This window comes from Xylanibacillus composti, from assembly GCF_018403685.1.
In the GTDB taxonomy this organism is placed as follows: domain Bacteria; phylum Bacillota; class Bacilli; order Paenibacillales; family K13; genus Xylanibacillus; species Xylanibacillus composti.
In genome coordinates this window covers 83,123-104,237 of sequence record NZ_BOVK01000003.1, presented here as the reverse complement: position 1 = coordinate 104,237, position 21,115 = coordinate 83,123, and the positions used below count along the sequence as shown (strand labels likewise).

General features: G+C 50.1%; 31 protein-coding genes. 1 reads left to right on the top strand and 30 read right to left on the bottom strand.

Going from position 1 to position 21,115, the window contains the following annotated elements:
* Positions 1–49 precede the first annotated feature (49 nt).
* The 12 genes from XYCOK13_RS22105 to XYCOK13_RS01280 form a co-directional block, all read right to left on the bottom strand.
* Positions 50–184 carry a hypothetical protein gene (locus tag XYCOK13_RS22105; protein ID WP_280520863.1) on the bottom strand — a complete coding sequence of 45 codons (135 nt, stop codon included), beginning with the start codon at positions 182–184 and terminating at the stop codon, positions 50–52.
* Complete coding sequence (locus XYCOK13_RS01330) at positions 174–1,778, bottom strand: minor capsid protein (RefSeq protein WP_213410037.1); 1,605 nt, start codon at positions 1,776–1,778, stop codon at positions 174–176. The genes XYCOK13_RS22105 and XYCOK13_RS01330 overlap by 11 nt, the downstream gene beginning before the upstream one ends.
* The gene (locus XYCOK13_RS01325) at positions 1,775–3,271 is read right to left on the bottom strand and encodes a phage portal protein (RefSeq protein WP_213410036.1); all 1,497 of its coding nucleotides are present in this window, start codon (positions 3,269–3,271) and stop codon (positions 1,775–1,777) included. Before XYCOK13_RS01325 ends, XYCOK13_RS01330 begins: the two co-directional genes overlap by 4 nt.
* 5 nt (positions 3,272–3,276) lie before the next feature.
* A complete protein-coding gene (locus XYCOK13_RS01320; RefSeq protein ID WP_373314290.1) occupies positions 3,277–4,698 on the bottom strand; it encodes an AAA family ATPase in 1,422 nt (473 codons plus the stop codon).
* Between the two features lies 1 nt (position 4,699).
* The gene (locus XYCOK13_RS01315; protein WP_213410034.1) at positions 4,700–5,569 is read right to left on the bottom strand and encodes a phage terminase small subunit-related protein; all 870 of its coding nucleotides are present in this window, start codon (positions 5,567–5,569) and stop codon (positions 4,700–4,702) included.
* 224 nt (positions 5,570–5,793) lie between these two features.
* Positions 5,794–6,021: a hypothetical protein gene (locus XYCOK13_RS01310; RefSeq protein ID WP_213410033.1), complete on the bottom strand. Its 228-nt coding sequence runs from the start codon at positions 6,019–6,021 to the stop codon at positions 5,794–5,796.
* 131 nt (positions 6,022–6,152) lie between these two features.
* Complete coding sequence (locus tag XYCOK13_RS01305; RefSeq protein ID WP_213410032.1) at positions 6,153–7,184, bottom strand: DNA cytosine methyltransferase; 1,032 nt, start codon at positions 7,182–7,184, stop codon at positions 6,153–6,155.
* A complete protein-coding gene (locus tag XYCOK13_RS01300) occupies positions 7,181–7,714 on the bottom strand; it encodes a ParB N-terminal domain-containing protein (RefSeq protein WP_213410031.1) in 534 nt (177 codons plus the stop codon). The genes XYCOK13_RS01305 and XYCOK13_RS01300 overlap by 4 nt, the downstream gene beginning before the upstream one ends.
* A gap of 47 nt (positions 7,715–7,761) precedes the next feature.
* Positions 7,762–8,295: a sulfotransferase family protein gene (locus XYCOK13_RS01295; protein ID WP_213410030.1), complete on the bottom strand. Its 534-nt coding sequence runs from the start codon at positions 8,293–8,295 to the stop codon at positions 7,762–7,764.
* A 65-nt stretch (positions 8,296–8,360) separates the two neighbouring features.
* Positions 8,361–8,810: a hypothetical protein gene (locus XYCOK13_RS01290; protein ID WP_213410029.1), complete on the bottom strand. Its 450-nt coding sequence runs from the start codon at positions 8,808–8,810 to the stop codon at positions 8,361–8,363.
* A 312-nt stretch (positions 8,811–9,122) separates the two neighbouring features.
* Positions 9,123–9,374 carry a hypothetical protein gene (locus XYCOK13_RS01285; RefSeq protein ID WP_213410028.1) on the bottom strand — a complete coding sequence of 84 codons (252 nt, stop codon included), beginning with the start codon at positions 9,372–9,374 and terminating at the stop codon, positions 9,123–9,125.
* Positions 9,375–9,540: 166 nt separating this feature from the next.
* Positions 9,541–9,825, bottom strand: coding sequence for a hypothetical protein (locus tag XYCOK13_RS01280; RefSeq protein ID WP_213410027.1), 285 nt, complete (start codon positions 9,823–9,825; stop codon positions 9,541–9,543).
* A gap of 100 nt (positions 9,826–9,925) precedes the next feature.
* Here XYCOK13_RS01280 and XYCOK13_RS01275 point away from each other — a divergent pair, with 100 nt between their 5' ends.
* A complete protein-coding gene (locus tag XYCOK13_RS01275; protein WP_213410026.1) occupies positions 9,926–10,075 on the top strand; it encodes a hypothetical protein in 150 nt (49 codons plus the stop codon).
* 330 nt (positions 10,076–10,405) lie between these two features.
* Here XYCOK13_RS01275 and XYCOK13_RS01270 read toward each other — a convergent pair whose 3' ends face one another.
* From XYCOK13_RS01270 to XYCOK13_RS01185, 18 genes are all read right to left on the bottom strand, one after another.
* Positions 10,406–10,894 (bottom strand): hypothetical protein, encoded by a 489-nt coding sequence (locus tag XYCOK13_RS01270; protein WP_213410025.1) that lies wholly within the window; start codon positions 10,892–10,894, stop codon positions 10,406–10,408.
* 90 nt (positions 10,895–10,984) lie between these two features.
* Positions 10,985–11,347: a LexA family protein gene (locus XYCOK13_RS01265; protein WP_213410024.1), complete on the bottom strand. Its 363-nt coding sequence runs from the start codon at positions 11,345–11,347 to the stop codon at positions 10,985–10,987.
* Complete coding sequence (locus XYCOK13_RS01260) at positions 11,328–11,819, bottom strand: ASCH domain-containing protein (RefSeq protein ID WP_244864923.1); 492 nt, start codon at positions 11,817–11,819, stop codon at positions 11,328–11,330. The genes XYCOK13_RS01265 and XYCOK13_RS01260 overlap by 20 nt, the downstream gene beginning before the upstream one ends.
* Positions 11,816–12,130, bottom strand: a complete 315-nt coding sequence (locus tag XYCOK13_RS01255) for a hypothetical protein (protein WP_213410023.1) — start codon at positions 12,128–12,130, stop codon at positions 11,816–11,818. Before XYCOK13_RS01255 ends, XYCOK13_RS01260 begins: the two co-directional genes overlap by 4 nt.
* Positions 12,131–12,288: 158 nt before the next feature.
* Entirely contained in the window at positions 12,289–12,804 is a 516-nt protein-coding gene (locus XYCOK13_RS01250) for a J domain-containing protein (RefSeq protein WP_213410022.1), read from the bottom strand.
* 3 nt (positions 12,805–12,807) lie between these two features.
* On the bottom strand, positions 12,808–13,089 hold the full coding sequence (locus XYCOK13_RS01245) for a hypothetical protein (RefSeq protein ID WP_213410021.1): 282 nt from the start codon (positions 13,087–13,089) through the stop codon (positions 12,808–12,810).
* 15 nt (positions 13,090–13,104) lie between these two features.
* Entirely contained in the window at positions 13,105–13,893 is a 789-nt protein-coding gene (locus XYCOK13_RS01240) for an HNH endonuclease signature motif containing protein (RefSeq protein WP_213410020.1), read from the bottom strand.
* A gap of 2 nt (positions 13,894–13,895) precedes the next feature.
* Positions 13,896–14,126 carry a hypothetical protein gene (locus tag XYCOK13_RS01235; protein ID WP_213410019.1) on the bottom strand — a complete coding sequence of 77 codons (231 nt, stop codon included), beginning with the start codon at positions 14,124–14,126 and terminating at the stop codon, positions 13,896–13,898.
* 1 nt (position 14,127) lies between these two features.
* Complete coding sequence (locus tag XYCOK13_RS01230; RefSeq protein ID WP_213410018.1) at positions 14,128–15,030, bottom strand: hypothetical protein; 903 nt, start codon at positions 15,028–15,030, stop codon at positions 14,128–14,130.
* Positions 15,031–15,146: 116 nt separating this feature from the next.
* On the bottom strand, positions 15,147–15,818 hold the full coding sequence (locus XYCOK13_RS01225; protein ID WP_213410017.1) for an N-6 DNA methylase: 672 nt from the start codon (positions 15,816–15,818) through the stop codon (positions 15,147–15,149).
* A gap of 138 nt (positions 15,819–15,956) precedes the next feature.
* Complete coding sequence (locus XYCOK13_RS01220) at positions 15,957–16,673, bottom strand: hypothetical protein (protein ID WP_213410016.1); 717 nt, start codon at positions 16,671–16,673, stop codon at positions 15,957–15,959.
* Positions 16,674–16,679: 6 nt separating this feature from the next.
* Positions 16,680–17,096 carry a RusA family crossover junction endodeoxyribonuclease gene (locus tag XYCOK13_RS01215; protein WP_213410015.1) on the bottom strand — a complete coding sequence of 139 codons (417 nt, stop codon included), beginning with the start codon at positions 17,094–17,096 and terminating at the stop codon, positions 16,680–16,682.
* 133 nt (positions 17,097–17,229) lie between these two features.
* Positions 17,230–18,651 (bottom strand): replicative DNA helicase, encoded by a 1,422-nt coding sequence (gene dnaB / locus XYCOK13_RS01210; RefSeq protein WP_213410048.1) that lies wholly within the window; start codon positions 18,649–18,651, stop codon positions 17,230–17,232.
* Between the two features lie 4 nt (positions 18,652–18,655).
* On the bottom strand, positions 18,656–18,988 hold the full coding sequence (locus XYCOK13_RS01205) for a replicative helicase loader/inhibitor (RefSeq protein ID WP_213410014.1): 333 nt from the start codon (positions 18,986–18,988) through the stop codon (positions 18,656–18,658).
* The gene (locus XYCOK13_RS01200; protein ID WP_213410013.1) at positions 18,948–19,973 is read right to left on the bottom strand and encodes a replication protein; all 1,026 of its coding nucleotides are present in this window, start codon (positions 19,971–19,973) and stop codon (positions 18,948–18,950) included. Before XYCOK13_RS01200 ends, XYCOK13_RS01205 begins: the two co-directional genes overlap by 41 nt.
* 12 nt (positions 19,974–19,985) lie before the next feature.
* Positions 19,986–20,138: a DUF6906 family protein gene (locus XYCOK13_RS01195; protein ID WP_213410012.1), complete on the bottom strand. Its 153-nt coding sequence runs from the start codon at positions 20,136–20,138 to the stop codon at positions 19,986–19,988.
* Positions 20,135–20,347 (bottom strand): hypothetical protein, encoded by a 213-nt coding sequence (locus XYCOK13_RS01190; RefSeq protein ID WP_244864922.1) that lies wholly within the window; start codon positions 20,345–20,347, stop codon positions 20,135–20,137. Before XYCOK13_RS01190 ends, XYCOK13_RS01195 begins: the two co-directional genes overlap by 4 nt.
* On the bottom strand, positions 20,337–20,945 hold the full coding sequence (locus XYCOK13_RS01185) for a 3'-5' exonuclease (protein WP_213410011.1): 609 nt from the start codon (positions 20,943–20,945) through the stop codon (positions 20,337–20,339). Before XYCOK13_RS01185 ends, XYCOK13_RS01190 begins: the two co-directional genes overlap by 11 nt.
* Positions 20,946–21,115 lie beyond the last annotated feature (170 nt).

Here is a 21,115-nt window from a genome sequence, read left to right as displayed (position 1 = left end):
TGCTGGGCGTACCATAAAAAAAGCACCCTCGCTTACATGCGTGAGTGCTTCAGTCCTGCTTATTTTCTTCTTTCTTCGCCTTCTCCAGATTATCTTTGATTCTCTTTTCAATCTCCGGATCGGGATGGGACATAATCTCGATCCCTTCGCCGTCGTCTTCAAAACGATCCTCATTAATCGCCATCGACTACCACCTCCGCTACGATTTTTAATTTTCCGTTTGATTCATTTGCCTCGATTATACGGTATTCGAGTCCAGAATCAAGTAAGAATTCGTATTCTACATCCTTAAACTCGCTCAACACATTGACAGGTGCGCCCCTTGATTTAGATGGAACCAGAATTTCCATTTCAACCGATCCGTTGAACTTTTTGCCTTCGAGCATTGACGTGCTCCAGAAGCCCTTCTCCTTAAAGCGCAATCCAGGAAGATCTGCAGCATCCACCCCGAAAGGGTTTTTGCTCATACCGCGGAAGACTACTAAATTATCTTTGAGGTCAAACTTTTCGATCCCCGAGCTTATTCGCTCGGCAAGTTCACTAAGTCGCTTATCCCCAATATTTTCACGAAGATTCCGGTTGATATCCCTGTACGCGGGACCAGTATACATCGTTATCGAATTCGCCTCTTGCGCAGTCAATGACTCCAGCCATTGCGGAGTCACAAGCTTTTCCCACTCTTTGACCTGCTCAGGCGCGTTGAATGTTCGATACTCCTTTGTATGAATTATAGCATTTTCCGGTGGTTTCGGCGAATCTACATAATCTGCTCGCCACTGTTCATACGTGATGTCACCCGGCACATAATAGACGTCGCCATCCGCGCTCCGGGCGATCCGTTCGCCTACGTCGATCTCGTCTTCAAAATAGGGCACTGTTGTGCAGCGGCAGCGAGCATGGAAAGGTGGATAGTTTACGCCGACATCTATCTCCGACAATCGGAACACCTTACCGTCTAGCGGCCCGCAAATAGGGCATGTCCGGTCGTCGAGAGTAACCAATACCTCGTATTGATCAAGGATCCCAGATTCCTCGTAAGAACTCATCGTCGCCTGCTCAGCAAAGAAGGCTGTTTCGGTCTGCACTAATGTCCGTGCCCTGTTGTACGAAACTCTCATACGGTCAGCCAACTCTCGGCTCATTCGGTCGACGCTATCGCCTCGGATAAATCCCTGCGACAGTTTGGTGTGCAGCTCCTGCCGCAGCTTCGTGCGATCATCCCAGATCCTCTGCGACCAGTTGCGGCCATCGAGCTTCGTGCCAAGCACCTTTTCCAGCGCCTTGTCATCGATTCGCGCGAACGAGGCGCCGATGCCAGTACCACGCTGAATCTCATACATGGTCCGGTAATAGGTATCTTCATAGGCGCCACCCAGTAGACGTTCCACGCCCACCTGTTTGCTTCCGGCCAGTATTTCAATCTGCTGATTGATCTGCACCTGCAGCGCTTCGAGTCGGCTAACCCGGGTCCTGTAATAGACGTTGTTCAGTTGTTTCGTCCAACGTCCATCGGCGTTATTCTTGGCCTTATCAATAAACTCCTCGAGTGACATCTTAAATTCTTTCAACTCTCCCGAGCTTAGAAGGCGCTGTGCCTCGGCGTAGCTGATATCATTATTCTTAGCATAGCGGCCATAAAACGCTTCAATATCCCGCTGAATGGTACGCTGTGCCCGTTCATATTCACGTTGGAGCTCGTATTCATAGCCGTCGGCCTTGCGGTGCTGCCTGGCCGCGATCTGCCCGCTACGTTTTTGCCAATACGACTTCGGCTTCATTCTTCATCGCCGTCCTGGTCTTCTTCATCCTCCTCAACATTCCTACCGCTAAGTCCAGGGTACAGTTTCATTTCCTTTTCCCGCTGTTCCCTAAGGCGTGAGAGCTCTGCTTTCAAGTCTCTTACCCATGGGTGCTGCGCGACGAGCGTTTCGTCGGACAGTATGCCAAAGCTATCCTTGATACTACGAATGATGCTCTCTTCGTCGATCGGCATGTCCTTGTTAAATATAAACTCTACATCCTCACTGCTGTAATCGACGCCGGTTGTGTTGTACAGGTGCGTGTCCACAAACCAGCGGACCTGCTCCAAAGCTGCCTGGAACTCCGTCTCCATCAGGCTGGCATCCAGATCAAGATCCGAATATAGGAATCGCAAGGCGACGCCGGACGGCGCGCTGCCGAAGTTGGCCGCTTGAGTATCCACTCCGCGCCCGAACTCATAGATGTCCTTTCTCGACTGCTCCATATGCACTTTGTAGGCCTCAGTGTTGATCTCTATATCGACTGTGTCTACGCCCCCATCACCGTCAACAAATGCAATGCGATACTGGGATAAGTTCTTGCGAGCTTCCCCAGGATCCGTGCCAGAATAATTTTCAAACACGTAAATCGATTCTGGCAAGTCCTCGAGGTTGTTCGAGTTGTCCGACTTGTTGCGATCATAATCGTCCACCAATGACTTGACGAGCTCGATCAACGGCTGCTCTTCTTCGTTGTATTTCCATGCTATAAAGGGGACGCGATCCCAATTCATCCCCAAAACATCTTCTTCATCATTTTCTTTAACTGCCACAGTCACATGGGACTCATATTCCCCCGCCTCAACATCCGGGATCAACCCTCCGCTTTCGTACACATATCGCCAAACACCGTTCAGATCCCACCATTCCACCTTAGTGATGGTCTTCTGTGCGCTCCCTTCGTATACTATGACCTCATACCATCTGATCACAGCATCCAACACCGTATGCGCTTCGTCCTGCCAGATCGGAATGACTTCTTGGCTTTTCATCAACTTAAACGATAACCGACCCTCCTGATCGTAGTGAACGAACCACCAAGCGATCCCCTTATTTACTGCTTCCTTGCCGGTACTGGCTAGTTGGCGAAGCCGAGCTGGGGTGAAAATCTCTTTCCAGTGCTGGGCGTAAACGGGCTTGTCTGTCTGCACGCTCAAAGGCTTGCCCAACAAGTAACCAACCTTCTGGTCTGCCAACTTTCGAACAAAGCCATTCGCCAACCTGTTATTGGCCAAGTTCTCTACAGGAACCCTTTTCCCCTGATCGTCAATCGAGGTTCGCTTTCTATCGAGAATGTCGTTCTTGACCCGGTAGTAACGATCACCGATATTCATCCAGGCCAGTTTTTCACTCGCCCACCATTCAGTCAGTTCAATGTTGATGATGTCTTCCAACGATGCTGCTGTTTTCGCACCCCGGACGATAATCTCCGTAATTTCAATTTGCTGATCTTCCGGGAATAATAATGACATAACCATCACCTCTTTCGTTGTCCCGGGAAGTATACGCCGGATCTTCTGCCTGGCGCGAACGACAATACGACTGCATCCGCCCTATCCGGGGAATCCAGCCCGCGTTTTTTCATATCTTCCTTTCGTTCAAGCGCAATCTTGCCTTTCGATGTCATGCGGTACTTCCGCTGCGTTATTTGCGTAATCAAGCGCTCGTCGTTCGGCAACTCAATCTCATCAGGCTTCCCTTGAATGTGCTTCGAAAAAGATTCCTGCATGATATCGCGGAGAATTGCCCACGTTTCCGTTCCCAGGTTCTCGTAATGCTCTTTCCCGTCCCGACTCGAAGAAGATCCATTATTGATCGGGAACACTTCCCAGCCCTGCAAGCCTTCCTCCCGAATAACCTCTTTCAATCGATCAGTCACCCCGCCGCCGACACCGCTGTCATCAACCTTAATCTCAACCGTGCGCAGCTGCGAGTGCTCCCGCAACATTCGCTTGCCGATCGAAATGACCCAGCCGGCTGTAACCATGGTGTCCTGCTTGTTGTATGCTTTGAGTTTGAACACCTTGCCACCGATGCGCGGGGCGATCACCGTCTCGTCATCACCAAAACGTGCCACGTCAACACCTAGATGCAGCACTGTATCCTTAGGCTGCACATTCGATCTCGCGGCCAGTTCGGCCAACTCCAAAGGGATGAAGGCATCCGCCTCGGCCTTGGGGAACTCTCCATATACCCGAACACGCACGACGTCACTTTCGGCGCCGTACTTGTCGATCAACATCTGGATGTTTTCGCGGCTTGTCCGGCTGCTGTCTCGACTGTCCACCTTGTGTGTTCGGAAACGGGCCCGATCGCGGTTGTGGGAATCATAAAAAACCCCGCTCGTTCGAGTGGGGTTCCCGCACATCAATAATTTGTTATCTTCACCGGACAGTGTACCCAGGATCGCTTCCATAATCGAATCTGCGACACCCGATGCCTCGTCAACGATAAAAAGCATGTGGTCTTCGTGAAAACCCTGCATGTTCTCTGGTTTGTTGGCCGTCCTGGCCGTAGCAAACCATCTCTCTTCATGGCCCACCATATAGACCTTCGTCTTTGTCCATTTTAACAGGTTTTTCACCATGGATGTTTCGAGCCACTTGGCCACCTCAGCCCATAGTACGTCATTCAGCTGCTGCTTGGTCGGTGCCGTGCAAACAACGCGAGCATTTGGGCGGCAGCACAAAAACCAGACAGCAAGCGTCGCCTCCACACCTGTCTTCCCAACACCCTGACCGGATCGGACGCTTGTAAGCCGGTGCTGAGCCACGTCCATCATGACCGCCCGCTGCCAGTCATCCGGATCAAATCCAAGCATATCCTGCGAGAAAGCCACTGGATCGTCCCAGTATATGTCCAGCAAATTGATCAGGTCAGCGACAACGTTATGTGGCAGGCTATTCATCGCTGTTCACCCGAGCTTTGCGCCGCTCTGCGATCTTCTTAAGCGCATCTGTCCAACTTTGTGTCGCGCCGGCGCCACCTTGGAGTTGCTGCAACTCGATCTGCAGGATGGCCGTGCGAGCTTCCTTTTCCTCATCCACTGCGATAAGTTTGTTCTTCAATTCAATAGCCTTCAATTTCTTATCTTGGACTCGTGTCAGGGCTTCCTCAATGCGAAGAATGTCTTCGATGGCCCGATATTTCGTCTCCTCAATCTCGGTCGTAACCAGTTCATCCCGGGCGTTGATGATCGTTCTCGTTTGACCAGTCCGCTCGTCGTGTAGAGGAACAGCTTCCTTCTTTGTCCGCAGTTGCTGCAATGTTCGCTTCTGACTTTCGGTAAGCCCGGCCGTGAGCCGCTGTATACGTAGCAGCATGCGCCGCTCCCGAATCGTCAGCAACGTAATCGTCTCGTTTGCCTGCGCGACAGGATCCGTGTCGATGTCGGCCAGCAGCCCCTGCTCGTCCTCGTCAAGCGTATCCCACCAAATCGTCTCATGCTCACCGGTTCGAACGGCCTTCTTGTTACCTGGCGGCCCGCCCTTGCCACCACGGTTCCCCTTGGCATTCTGATTGCCCTTCGGGGCGCCGCCTTTGTTGCCTACGGCGTTCTTGTTACCCTTCGGCGCACCTTTCTTTTTTTGTTGTACAACATTCGAATCTGATTGTTGTACAACATTCCATTTATCACGTTGTTTCCAGACAGCTACCTTCTTCTCATCGACGCCAAGCAACTCAGCTATTCGGCGATTTGTGATCTGGCCACCATGCTGGAGCCAGATCTCTTTGGCTTTATCCCTGTTCGGATCACGAGCTCTCGCCACTACATATCACCACCTCCACAGGTCATAGGTTTAAGGCATGCCGCATACATTGTTATCGAAACAAAATTGAATAAGGATGGTGGACCTCATGAAAGTTATCTATTTCTCCATCAAGCTCTTGGGGGTAGGTATTACATTCATGATGGTCAGATAGCAATATATCTGACCGGGGGTAGGGAGGACCTCCTCCTAACTTCCCGGTTAAAAATAAAAAATTACAACACTCAAGAAGTCTCATCCTTCTGCAGCTCAATATCTAACTCTATCAGTTTCCGCAGGTCATCAACGGTCTGTATTTCAATCCGATTGTCCTGAAAATCCTTCACCCAACGAGCCACCGCAGCCTTGATGATCTTGCGGTACTGTTCCTTGCTCTCCATGATGCCTTGTGCAATCTCAAGCTCATGCTGCAACAACAGATCATCTTTCGAACATTCGTTCGATTTTTCCATTGCGAAACACCCCGCCATCCAGTAATATGGATATGAGATCATGCGTTCGCATAACCGTGGCCACGGCAGTGCATGATCTCGGCCGGGGTGTTCCCTGGTTGCGGAGAGGCGTTAGCGCGCCTCTCTTTTTATTACTTGAACCACTGCAAGTGGATTTGCTCAGCGATCCGTTGCATCATCAGCGGCGGAACGCTCATACCGCATACATATTGGACATCTGTATCCAGAAAATCATAGTCTGCAGGGAACGTCTGTATTCGGATCGCATCCCTTTCACTTATGTGTTGGGGTACATCGACGCGAAGAAAAACCGACGAACTGGCAAGCGTGTTCGCGACCTTTTGGTCTTTTAGCAATATCGTATTAAAGTTGCTCGTCTTGCCTTCCTCTCGCTCAGTCACATCCCCCATATTGAGATCAGACGGGCGTTTCTTCTGCCAACGTTCGTATGTCGCTGAATCGGGATTGATCTTTTTCCCTTCCCCACTACGAATTTCGCCATACAGCACCGGTTGCTCATTAAATTCAAGTTTCAGCGCCGGGAACGGCTGATCATTCCGAGCCGCGATAAAAAAGAGACGCTCCCTCTTCTGCGGAACGCCCATTGTGGCCGAGTTAAGAAGGAACAGTTGCACCCTGTACCCGATCTCTCGGAACCTTGATAATATCAGGCTGACGAACCCACGAGCCTTGCCAACGATCATGCCCTTGACGTTTTCCGCCACGATCACCTTCGGTTGGAGTTTCTCGGCCACGTCCAAAAAATCAAAAAAAAGGTCATCCAGCCGCTGAACGGCCTGACCTTCTCGGAATGCGAACTCGGCACCCCATTTATCCTCACGAGCTCCAGCAGTAGAAAACACACTGCATGGCGGCGATCCGTCTAATATGTCCAGGTTGAACAACTCCGGCGGCAGCTCGCTATCTGGCAGCAACTTAAACTCCTGAATTGGCATCAGGAAAGTGAACCTTGGGCTGTGATTTTGCTGGTAGATACGCATCATTTGCGGATCAATTTCCACATTTCCCAGCACTGTATATCCGGCTAGTTTATAGCCCATCGTAGAGCCACCACCACAAGCGAAACAGCTAAACACGGTCAAGCCGTTCTGCGGCACGCTGGCCAGATCAGACAGCCGCCAGTCCCATGCGGGCCGGGTCACGGTGTATCCTCCGCATCAAAGACGAACCCGCAGCGCGGACACTTACAATCGAAGCGTGATTCGTCGAATTCATCCACGTCCAGCTCCCGGTTCGTGAAGTCTCCGAGCCGGTCGGCGGGCGGTTCCGCGAAGTCAGCCAGGAGTCGCTCAATCTCGTCTGCATCAAAGCCCGACAGATCCAGTTCAGCACCTTCAGCCTGCAGTTCAGTCAATAGTTGCGCCAGTGCCTCCTCATCCCAGCGGCCAGAGACCTTGTTCAGCGCGAGATTCAGCAGCCGCTCCTGCTGCTCGTCCAAGTCAACAACAGACACGTCCAGCTCAGTGTGCCCCTCATTAACCATGATCTTGTACCGCTGGTGTCCGCCGACCATGTTGCCAGTCCGCTCGTTCCAGACGATTGGCTCCACGTAACCGAAAGTCTCGATGCTGCGCCGCAGCTTCTCGTACTCCGGATCGCCGGGCTTCAGATCGACGCGAGGGTTATAGGCTGCTGGATTGATGCGATCAATAGAAATGATTTGAATGTTCATATAGTCTCCCTCCAAAAGAAAAAGCACCGGTTTAGAAGTCTTGAATCCTATTCATATTTCTTCGCCTTACCATCAATTAATTTTACAAGCCTCTTTACTTGATCTGCGGAGTTCGCAACGATTTCTGTAATGTTGAAGGCTTGAGAGAAAGTGAAGAACTCGTCCTCATTCTTTAAATATTTCGAAAAGGTTTGGACCATTATCAATGCATGATACAATTTCTCAAAATCAGCGTATAAATCTGCCGGCGATTCTTTCTCGACGTGCTTTAAATAAAATCCTTTTACATAATCAATGGTTTCGCTTAAAGCTCCGATCAATAGTTCATTTCTTTTAAAGTCCGGCGGATCCAATTCGATGCGTCCTATCAGATCTAGAACTCCCTCGATATGTCTCCTGTAATATGCAACATAATTTCTATAAAATCCCCTAAATTCTTTTCTTCTTTTCCACCTCATATCACGTCTATAAATCAATAATGAAATAGCCCCAGCTAGCAGCGCACCTAAGAAAGCCCCGATAACGGTTCCGATTGATTGTACCCAAGCGTCCGCACTCACTTGCGAAAAGAAATCCTTCATACATGTTCACCCCACTAACATCACACATCATCTTCCAGTATCCGACAATGTATGACTTTGGTCAATCAGAAGCTGCAGCAACACCAACCCCCGCCGCTTGCTCCGTCCAATCCGCTTAAATCCAGCAGACAAAAACAAAAGCCCGGATTTGAGCTCCGGACTTTCGAGGAATCGACGTATGTGATTATGCCTTCAGGCGGCGGCTGGCCCCACTCAGCGATTGTTGCTTCGATCGCAGCGCGGATCATGTCGCTGGATAAGTGAGGCGACTCGTTGCGGAAGAGCGTGCATTCCCAGGCTTGCAAGCCATCATCGCGAATACCCGACCAGGTCACCCACACCACATCGCCAGCGGCCGTCCGCAGCACGAGGTTACGGCCCGGCCGGCAGAACATCGGCGCCCCGACATGCTGCCGCGAGTAATGCCGATCGGCGAGCTGCCGGCAGGCGCGGTCGCCTTTGTGCGTCAGCAGCCATGGGCCGTACTGCGGAATGTCGAGCATGATCTGGGGCATGATGGCCGCCTCCTTGTGTTAAGTTGGTTTTTCATGCATGTATTTCAACCCTATGGATACAATAAATATCGATCCCATAAGAAAGGAGGGATTCTTGCAAATGCGAATTAAACTGAAGCTTGATCTCGTTGCTATTTGGCGGCTGATAAGAGTACGATTTGAAATATCGTATTAAAAGAAGCAAGGCTTTATGAGGTGGCTTGCCTCACAAAGTTCTTGCCAGAACAAATGCAAAATAAAGTAGTAAACCTCAAAATGTCGAGATGACATTCTGAGGCCAGATTAAAAATAAAAATATGCAATACTCGGTGATCATCTATATAATTTCATTCCACGTAATGCTTGCACAGCAGCAGCGTTTTGATCTTCTTTATCCGCTTCATCTTCAAAAGGACTAATGCTGAACGATTTAACATACCTGGAATTTATATACCCATCCCCGTACTCAATCCAACCGTTGTTTCCTTCTGTGATTTCTTGTACAAGAATTTCATACATACTTTCTTTTACGAATTTGATCGTTTCACCATCAGACATTTTGAGCGTGACATTGAATTTATCCATTACAACACCTCCCACCACAATCATACATTACTTTCCAGCATCGGACAATATATGACACTGGAGTGGGGCGTGGAACTTTCGTAAAAAAATCTCAGCCTCACTTGCATTGATTTGGTTTGCAGGCAAATGAAAAAGCCGCTCAAATGAGCGACTGCAAGCTGCAAAGTTATTCTACTCCTGTCTTCAGCAACCCTTCAAAACCACGCAACTCAATGGATTGATAGCTGTATGACGGATCCCATGATTCTATTCCTGCGTTTCGTCCAATGAATTCGTCGTTATTTGCATCAATAATCGTAAAATCAAAAGGCGATTGAATAATGTTAATAGGCTTTTGCAGTTCAAATGATGCACACCACTCACCATGCTTATAAAACGTTATGGATGCATTTTTGACAGGGATAAGTTCACCGTTGATCCTCACGATAACTCCGCCGTTTAAGTTCAGCAATTTTTCATCACCTCATCAATATTGTATCAGCTGATTAATCATCGTCACAAGGAAGGATTCCCCTTCTTTCTTGTCGAAACATGTATCAGGAGGTGCTACCATGAACAAGATATTAAAGCTTATATTCCAACGCATATTTGCACTGGCCATTGTAGCCTCAATCCTGTTCGTTTTTTACCACCTCGGCATGCTGGCTTTCGAATATACGAATGATCAATCCGACAACTTCGAAATCAAGGTGAGTAAATAATACAAAAAGGCTATATCCTCAAATCCCCAGCCGACTTCGATAACGCAGTCTTTTTCCAGATTCCTGTGATCGTCTGGCAAGACGGCGCTATTCTTGATTATGGCGGAGTCATCGAATCCCATAATGATGAAGCTGTAAAGTTTGATAACGGATCCTACTTTCTTAAAGTGAACTGCGAATTCCTGATCCGTTAAGAATGAAATAGCCGCCCCTTTCGGAGCGGCAACTGGAGGAGAGAGGCGATCAACCTCATTAAGCACGATACCAATATACCACGGGAAAAGCGTCAAGTGATATTCAACTTACGGTCAAGTTACAGTCACTTTACAGTCAAAATTCCACTTCATCATGCTCGAAGAATCCGAACAGTTTCAGTGTGTTGGCCACTGACTCCGTCCCCTCCGCAAGTTTACGCCTTACTGTGCTGTCGCTCAGCGATTGACGAAAGAAGAGAACCGTCTCCTTGAACGAAAACCCCTGAATATAACGATAATCAATAGCCCTCCTCGCCTCCCCATCCTGTATCAGCCCGGCCGCGCGTTGGAGCTGGCTCGTATAAAACCTATACTGCTGGTATACCCAGCGCTGTTTTTCCGCGAGCACAGCGGCGTTGGCCGTCTTGTCTGCATGCAAATCTTCGTCATCGATGCGCCTGGAGACCTCACCGTCAACGGCTACCTGGCGCAAGTCAGCCTCGTACCTTTCAAAATCGTCCATAAGCATTCTCATGCTCTTGTACTTGCTGAGCAGGAACTTTGTGCGCCGGATCTCCGCTTCAGACGCTGTTGGGAATAATTCTGTCTGCCATACCATTGCCATTCCCCCTCACCATCCTCCATGTTGTGCTATAATGATGGTGAGATTAGATCAGTGAATCCCCCGCGGTCCGGCCAAGGTGCGGGGGATTTTTTATTTTGACTCCATATAAACTCCTAAATCCCGTAATGTCTGTCGTGCAGCTCCTGCAATAGATTCTTCTGTCGAGGTGTCCGCAATGACTTGCATTTGCTGAATAAGAGTTTCATTCATTGTGGCCAACTCGTCACTGCTTGGCTGCGTCCCCTTGAGTACCCTAATCGTCCGCGGCCCCGCCTCCTCGCGGCTGATGTAGCCTTTCTCCTCCAACTTGTCCAGCAGCGCATGCACCGTAGAACTGCTCTTATACCTGAGTTCTTTGGCCAGCTCCCGGATCGTCGGTGAGTAGCTGTTGCGCTGGATGAAGGATTCGATGCTAGCCAGCGCGGCCGCTTGCTTATGAGTTAGCTGCTTCATATGTACCTCCTTCCCAATTCCAGATCCGCTGCTTACCTTTGGCCGGGATCGGCTCATCCAACTTCCTAACGTCAGTCAATTCCCAGGCATACCGACCTTCTGTGTAATCTCCAAACACTTCTTCTTTTCTTCCGATGTAATGAACCTTATCGAACTCATATTCATCATTTGGGCATCTGACGATATGCACACCATTATCAACTGTGTTGTAAATGCGGTAACAGCCTGATAAGCTAGCCAATGCCACCACCGCTCCCGTCGGCAGATTTTCGGCCGCGTAGGCGTGCTCGGCTAACGCCGACTTGATCGGCTCCCGTTCGCAAGCTTCGCGATCGATATACTTGGCTGCATGGATGGCCAGCGAACCGCGGTAGGACGTCGCCCAACCTCGCGTCTCCAGTCGCTTGAGTCGCAACGCGATCAGCGTCGCCCACGGCTGCCAAACGGTAATCGCCTTCATTGGCAAAATCATGTTTTCTCCTCCATTCGTTTTTTTCTTACGTGCTCGACAGCCTGCTGCAGCGCGCCAATCATTGTTTCATCTTCAAAAACCGATATCCCTCGCGCGTTTGAATCGTCCCAAATTCCAACCAGCCATACACGTTTGACTTGCTTGAGTTGTTCGTCCGGAAGAGCCATTTTGGATAAACGATTGCGATTAACCTGCAATCCCTCATTTGTAGCGGTAATTCCATTCACAGCCGGCACGGATAGGTCAAGCATCGGCTGATCGATCCGGTCTATTCTGTAGCCCAAAAATTCAATACATTCCTCGATGTTCAAGTAAATCACTCCTCACTTGACAATCCAGTTGAATTGGTATAATTTAAATATGCCGAAGGGCATTTACGCAACTTGGCCACCTACAGGTGTGCATTTATTCGCAAAGGGCCGTATTGGCAAATATATTCGCAAGGTAGCCACCGGAAAACGGTGGCTTTTTATTTTCGCAAATCACTTTCCTCCAAATATCGCCTTGCCTCCTCGGCAGCTCGCTGCAAATTTTTGAATGCTGTGCCATCGTCTTTAACAACATCAGGATGATTGCGTTTTGCCAACGCACGGTACCGGTCATTGATCGCAGCAACGTCTGCCGGAAGGCTGCTGAATCCCATATCGCGGAAGCATTCTGGCAGCTCGATCGGCGGCGGGAGGTATCGCATACCCTCAATCCACGTCTGCAGCTTGTAGATGCCTCGCTCGGCCAGACGAGCAAGATCCTCGAGCGCCAGGACAAGCTGTGCGAAAGCATCACTGCCATATTGGATCTTCTGGCCATTCGCGTTCGCCTTGTCCACACTGTGATCAAATCGGTACAGCTGTCCATCGATGCGGAACTCAACCCATCCACCGCGGCGCGACCAATCAAAATTCCATTCCTGGGCACCGAACCGTTCCATAACCTTAGCGAGCTTCCCTTCATAATGCTCAACATCAGCGTATTTTTTACCGGCCAACTTTCACTCCTCCTTCACCTGCCCCATAACACGGTCAAACTCTGTTCCGGTCGTTCCATCCAGCGTAACCGTGGACATACCGTCCCACTGCTCCCGGATCTCTGTCGCTTTGTCGTGGAGAGCTTTCTGATACCGGGGCGGCAGAACAATCTCCGCCGCCTCCGTATAGTGTTGAACTGCTTTAGCGTAAGCCTGACTGTGCAGCCAGTTCATCCACTCCCAAAATTTATCATTGCTGAAGGTCTTCACTCTCTGAAAGATTCGACGTCGTTGGCGATCGTCCATGAAGCATCACCCTTCTCATTGTTTACTCGATTGCCGTTTTCTCTCTCCGATCTTTTGGTATAGATCGGCTATGATGATTCCCGTTTTGGTAAGTTCAGCATCATGATAGAGCAAGCCTTTCTTGTTCAGCGTCGGTAGTTTAGATTGCGGTATCAAAATCAAGTTGTCCAATTCAATGTTTTGCTTATTTTGATCGAGGAAAATCAGTACATGACCTTTTGGAATTGGACCATTGGCACTCTCCCACAAAATTCTGTGTTTATGTCTCCAGCGCTTGTGCCAAGGTCCGTCATCCCGAACTTTGACAAGTACGTATCCGTCACGATCAATTCGTTCGTACCCAACGGGTTTGTAATTCACCGGTCGTTGGCCCGACTTGAAGGACGTCTTGTTGCCTCCGACATTATACAGGCCTCTCGTACCCTTGTTAGGCGGCGCTTTTCCCTCGGTACCTTTTAAGCCACTGGACAGTCCGTGATTCTTTTTCCAGGTCTTCAGTTGTCTTACCGTGATGGATAAATTAAATTCATTATTGATCAGTTCGGCTAGTTCCTGGTTGTGCAATCCGGCTACGTGCTTTTTTATGAATTCTATTTGTTCACAATTGAAAAGACCTTGTGGAACCGTTCTCCTACTCTTCACTCCGCTCCGTATCATGTGATTAGCTTTATAGCTTTTGATTTGACTTGCTGTGACCTGCGCACCAAACTTTTCATTGAACATATCTGCAATGTCTTGATTGTATTGGCCAGGAGCAATCTCACGAATAAAATCCCTTTGTTCGTCCGTGTATTTATGATGCATTGTCATCCTTCCAGCATTTTCGGAAGCTTGGTGTCCGCATTAATTCGATCATCCGCCAGACGTTTCGCTTCCAAGACAAGGGATCCGTTAGCGATAATTTGGGATGCAACACTCGTAACTGCTTTGGCCCTATTAATTTCCTCGTTCAGCTTATCGCCTGACAATTCTTCGTCAGACAAACGTTCCAGCTGAGCAAAGAGATGGTTATTCAAGTCCCCCAACGTATTCCGCATCTCACCCAGCCTCCTGTTGGGCAGTTACGATCTCCATGTGCCGATTATTGTAATAAGCGAAGAATTCACGCACATACCCGGCCACGTTCTTGCCAGGATGCAATTCAGCCAGGTCAGCAGTGATGAAATTGACAGTACGCTGCAGCAGATCAAACAACTCGCTCATTACACGCTCTCGATCAATATCAGCCGCCTCTACACCGTCACTTAACGCTTCCACAGCTGCGTATATACGAGTGCGCTCGGCGTTGGCGATGGCCACGGACGGGATAGGGATGCTCAAGCTAACATCATTGCCTTTTACTCCATATGCTGCAGACCGTTTCATCATCGAAAGAGTATCTTCAAGTTGCTTGATACGTTCGTCTTTCCGGGCCCTTTCCGCCTCCCAGAGAGCTGATGCGGCCCGTAGATTTGCGAGTTCCTTCTCTTGATCAGCAGCACGCTGCTCAACGCGCTGAAGGATTTCATCGCCGGTTTCCTTCTGCTCTGCAGAAGCGTTTTCCCGCGCTTCCGCTTTCTGCTCAAGCTGTTCGGCCACTCGCTGATCGATCCCTTTGGCTGGTTCGACTGGAACCATGAGCTCTAACTCACGGTCTTCTGCGTCTGGCTCTTGAATCCCCCATTCCCGGAGTTGCCTATAAAACACTGTTGTACTCAACCCGAGAGAACGCATAATAGTCGATCTCCCCTCACCGGCCAATCGACGCTGAAGATATTTTTCTTTAGTGATTTCGACTTCCTTTGCCTTTGCTTTTGCCAATTCAATCGCCTCCCCCATCGTGATCCCCCAATCCCGGAGCTGCTTACGCAGCTCTCTTGGATCGTTGTTAAAGTGCTTAAGAGTGATATCCTCCATGCTCCGGCCATCAGCCAAAGCTTGTTGAAACTGATCGAATGACATATTCCGTCTCCACTGGACACGCGGTGTCTCCAATGATTTCAGCTTTTTCTCATACGCCGCCAGTTCTGTTGGCGTAAGCTTGTATTCCCTGTAATTCGTCATGCTGCTCACCCTTGTCAGAATAGTGTCAGTTGCTCAGGAGCCTCTGCTATCATCTCTTGTTCATGCTTATGGGTAGAGGTCAAATGATCTAACTCTCGAAATAGTCGGCGCCAGTGCCATACTTTGTGGAAGTACATCGGTGTATACCAGACCATTGGACTGTCCGGCGGAACGACTGGCTCCGTGAGCGTGTTGGCCACGATGACATAACCAGGGCAACCAAGCAGGGACAATTGCACGTAGCACATGGCCACTGCTGTCAGATCGACATCTTGGCCAACGAAAAGGACATGTTGCTGATAATTGACTCCCTTGGCCTTGGCTGCATTCGCAAAGGCGATCAGCAGAGCCCCCGCCCCACTGGCGCAATCATTGACGCTGACGAATCCTTTTTGGCGAATCCGACGAGGTACATCTATAACCGTTAGGTCCGCCATCGCTCTGCAAAGATTGTACGGGGTAAAAAACTGGCCTTTCCAATGGTTTCCGAGTTCCAATAGCATGAAGAGTGATCCTAAAAAGTCCTGTTCCGGGTTGGCATCCAGTGCCTCCGTTGTGATGGCCAGCAACTCCGGGAAGATTTGGGCCTCCTTTTCGTCATATCGCCCAAACCGCTCCATATACATTTGTTCACGCTGTTCCCAGTGCTGTTGATCCACCTTGTTCGATATCGCGCAAGCAGCCATCAGGACAAAGTCCTCCCAAACCTGCCAACTGTTATGTCGGTGAGTCGCCCTCCGAAACACATCAATGAATTGTTTTTGGTGGTCCTTCAGCCCGCCTGGTGTCTTCCGCATGGGGTTAAGTTGGATTGAGGGAGCAGCTTACGCTGCCCCTCCGTCCCGCATCATTTTGGCTACTAGTTTTTTATAGGCCGTCCACTTGCTGGACAACTGACCCGACGATAACCCTTCGGCATTCGCAATGTTCATCCACGTTTCACCGGAACGCTTCCGCTCCAACAGGGCCGGAAAGTCAATTTCGATATCAGGAAATCCAGGACGCTCCTGCAGGATGAATTGCTCTAGATCTTCTTTCGGGATTTCAGTCAGGTTGATTTCCTCAACCGTACTGAGGTCTGCTTCACGAGTATCATGCTTAGCTGCTGGATCTTCGCCGTTCATGATTGCTTGTTCCCAATCAGAAAGTTGGTCCTTTCGCACATCTCCGTCTGCAGCGTCATCGTCAAGTTCGATCGTGTCATCTGAATCATCCTCGCCGGACTTTTCCAAATCCCTATCCGGATCGTCGGAGCCTGCCCCCGGTTCTGTCGGAAATTCCATTTGTTCTCCCTCAGTCGTGATTCCTTCAACAACGCCACTACGGTCCGTGGTATATGTCATGACCCGGCGCTCTGGCCTCTCATCCAAATTCAATTCCTGCTGTGGATCCTCAAACGAGACAAAAAGTTCCTGACCTTTCATTCGGACGAGTTTACCCAAGATGAAATCCGATGTATTTTCAGGTAATACCAGCGTCACTTTATTCTTTGAGGCCAGATTCAGTCCATCGAATGTTGCCTTAAAATCTACTTGTGCCATTCGCAATCACTCTCCCAGTTGTCTGATTATGACCTCAATGCGAGGCTTGATGCTGTATCGTTTGCGGGCGTAAGCGTCAACCACTTGACTGTCATCGACCCACATCACGCCCTTGAGCGCGTCCTTGACACCTTTCAAGTAGTTGTCCGCATCCGGCTTGGACACCGGGAATATCTCACCTGCTTCTGCAGCCGCCGCCTTCCGCTTGCTGAAGCTTTTGGGGATTGATCGATAGGCGATCACCATCACCGCAAGCGGCCCTTGCAATAATTCAGGCGGTGCATGATCTGCCGCGGCAAGCCGGACGTAATCCTTGTAATCTCGGCTTTTTTTGGGATCATACATCCTGACGAAACCACCCGCTGTGGACGCTCGCGGCCGCCCTTGCGCGACCGGTTCCCCATAAATCGTGAATCGAATCATCGGTGCCTCCTCTTTTTCTTCTGCGGGCGGCGCCAGAGTTGGTAAACCTCGCCGATCACTCGGCCTCTGTCCCGGATCAAAGTCTGCCGCAAGCGCTCCGGTTCTGCGCTCCTTATCTTTTTTTGAGCCTGCATCAGCCTGACCTCCCCCGGTACATATCAGGTATCGGGCGACCGCTCGACTGCGACTGCGGATGAGGCTCAGGGTCAAGTTCGGCACTCATCTGGCGGTCCAGATTCACAAACTTGTTGTAGTTCTTAAGGAACACGAGTTCGACCGTGCCGACGGGCCCATTTCTCTGCTTGGCAATGATGATTTCGATGATATTCTTCTTCTCGGAATCGCTGTTGTAGTAGTCATCGCGATACAAGAAGGCTACCAAGTCCGCATCCTGCTCGATCGAGCCCGATTCCCGTAGGTCGCTCATCATCGGGCGCTTGTCCTGGCGTTGTTCCACACCACGACTAAGTTGCGAGAGAGCAATCACCGGCACATCCAGTTCGCGGGCCAACTGCTTGAGCGCACGGGAAATATCGGATACCTCTTCCTGTCGGTTATTCCGGCGCTTATGGCCAGCGATCAACTGCAGATAGTCGATCAATATAAGATCGAGTCCTTGTTCCTTCTGCAACTGCCGACACTTTGCTCGGATATCCAGTACCGTCATGGACGGACTGTCATCGATAAAAATTCCTCTCTCGCTCAATTGGCCGATCGCCATCGTAACCTTCTCCCAGTCTTCCGGCAGCAGCTTGCCCGAACGCATCCTGCTGGCATCGATGCGTCCTTCCGCACACATCATCCGGATGACAAGTTGCTGCACAGACATTTCAAGGCTGAATATCGCAACAGTGTTCCTGTTCTGGGCACCTACGTTCTGGCCTATATTCAGCGCGAAAGCCGTCTTCCCGACCGATGGCCGGGCTGCCACGATGATAAGATCGCTACGCTGGAAGCCGGATGTAATGCCGTCAAGATCGATGAATCCGCTGGATAGCCCTGTAATATCGGACTTTGAACTTGCCCGCTGCTCCAATCCCTCGAAGGCTGCCATGGCCGCCTGACCAACAGGAATCATCGGCGACTTGACTACAGCCTGGTCAGCGAGTTGCGTGGCCATCTCTTGGATCGACCCTACAATCCCCTCTGCGCTACCTGCTTGGATAGCCTGGCGGAGCTGCCGCTGCAGACTGATGATCGTTTGACGATGCAAATGTTTATCCTTGACAATCTCCACATAGTGGCTGATGTTAGCCGCGCTTGGCACGCTCGACGCCAAATGCGTCAGATACACGATGCCTCCGGCCTTGCTCAATTGTCCATTGTCACGAAGCGTTGATCCCAGGGTAACCATGTCAATCCCTGCGCCGCTCTCGCGCAACTCCAGCATCGCCTCGTAGATCATGCTGTGGCGTTCATCGTAAAATTCCTCCGCTCGCAGCCGATCTTCGGCCTGCTCGATCACTTTCGGGTCAAGTAGGATCGCACCGATCACCGACTGCTCAGCGGACAGATCACAGGGCAACTGTTTCTCACCAGGTGGCTCCGGCGGCATATCCTCAAACGGATCGACCAATGCGTCTCACCCTTTCTCGCTGCTCAGGAGTTGGGCCCGTTGATTCAATCGAGCGGTAACTATCCAGCATCAGCTTTGTCTCAACCACGTTGGGTATGTGGCGTTCTGTTGGTGCCTGCACGGTGCCGCGAATCTCGGCGATCGTCGGCCAGAAGCTTCTGGTCTTGATGTGCTGCTCAACATTTCGTACAGCATCCTCATACGCAATGTCTCGCAGGAATCTGTGCGCATCCCTCATGGCATCCGGCGTTGTATCAAAGTTTGGATAATAGCGCTTAATCATCTTGTAAAGCTTGCCCAGCTCGTTCAGTTCCACGCTGTTTTTCCTCCTCTGCGATGAATTGATCAATAGCCTCAAGTTCCCGTTGATGCTTGCTTGTCTTACTCTTTTGGCGATTATGATCAGGACCAGCTTCGCCTCGCTCCGCATATCCGCGAAGCACACCTTGTATATAAGCCAAAGTACGTTTCTCAGGAGACTGCCTATAGGTCTCCCTCATTGCTTCCAGCAACCACTCGCCACCGTAATCGTCAAACAGCCCACCAAACAACTCCGCTTCCAAGGGTTTGATCTCCCCGTTTTCTGTGAAATTGTCCTGGTAGATTCCGAAAAGATTCTGGAAGCTGGTGCTGTTGTCTTGTTCCGGCTCCTCCGTATCTTGATTAGTATTAAGTATCTTAGTACCACTACTACTTTCTTTATATATTTCTTTAATACTTTCTTTCAGATCCCCGCAGGCCGCGTCATGACTGGGCTCGCGGCTTGTGCCTATTCCCGTTTTGGGAACTCTACTATTCCCGTTTTGGGAACTCTGGTATTCCTGTTTTGGGAACTCTGCATTTTCTATAATTCCCGTTTCGGGAACTCCGGTTCCTGTTTTGGGAATAGTTTTTACTTGATTAAAAGTTCCTGTTTCGGGAACTTTAATTCCCATTTCAGGAACTGTTGCATCATCCAAATTGCGCTTCAGAACCTTATTGAATTTCTCATGGTCGAACATTTTTATCAGGTTGACTCGCCACTGTTCATAGTTCTTGTTCATACCAATGAGGTCGCCATCCACCACCAATACTTTCGCAGATGATAGATACTGCAATTCCTGTTTAACATGGTTCCGACCTACACCCGCAAGCTCAAAATCAGAGGGTCGAAGGATGGCGAATTTTTTCCTACATCCGTAGCTCATGCGCAACACAAGATCGAGGATGTTCCGCTGCCGCTTGGAAAAGTCCGTCTGCATGATGGCTTCATAAAGTTCGTTTGAAATCCGAGTAAATTTATCTGGTTGTGGATTCGCCACCCGCCGATCCCCCTATACCGAAATGATCTTACGAATGGACGTATACCGATGAATCAGGTGCAGTTCACCAGGCAGCGCCTTCTCTACCAACCATACTTTCGGCGACAATCCTGCGTCTATTATCATGAACTTTTGCCGCCGTGTCGGCCGTTTGCCGTTTTTCATGGTATCGCCCTTTCCCTCTTGATTTTCTCCTGCCATTCCTTTGAATACATTGGCGGCCTGCAGAGGCTGGCCAACCGCTCCCAATACCGCCGGCCGAGTACGAATGACACAAACTTCCGGCTGCTCTGCTCGTAGTACATGCCGTTGAGCGGTTTAGGAGCGTCTGCAGCAGGCTCCTGGGCGAACAACTCCATCTGCTCAACTGGCATATCGATTGCTTGTCCCAAAGAGTTTGGCATGCTTCGGCGCCCACTGCGGGGGGCCATATTTACTCAGGTAACCCAAGCGATTGACCCAATCATCAATTGGCTCTTCGGCATGCATAGCCTTAAGCAGTTCCCAGCATCCGATCACATCGTTGAGGGCGCGATGAGCACCAGTAAGCTTGATGCCGTAGCGTGCGGTCATATCAATCAACTTATGCGGATACTCATGGCGCTCCCGCGAAATGGTCATTGTATCGATAAAATCATTGCTGAACGTGCGGCCGCCGGTGCGCTGCATCCAATAGTGCAGAAACGCAAGGTCAAAAGCCGCGTTGTGTGCGACAAGAATACTGTCCTGAGCCATGTTCCGCAGAATCTTGAAGGCCAAGTCCTCTGGCATGCCTTGCGCCAGATCAGCAGCGGTCAGGCCGGTAATCTCCGTGATTTTGTCCGGCAGCTCACCATTAAATTGAACCAGGCTTTGAAACTGGCTGACGATCTGCCCATCGATGCAGCGGATCGCGGCGACCTCAACTATGCGGTCTTGCTTTGGATCGATGCCGGTGGTCTCAAAATCAAAAACAGTAATGTCATCAATCAAGGTTGTCTCCTCCTGTCATCTCGCAACCAAATAGTGCGGTGCTGGTAGCTGGCTTTCACAACCGTCCATCCGGCCATGCCTCGGGCGAAGTATGCCTTAACTTCCCTCTTAAAAGCCGCCGGATCGGACTTGTAGAGCGACCATATACGTTCCCCGACCATAGATTGCAT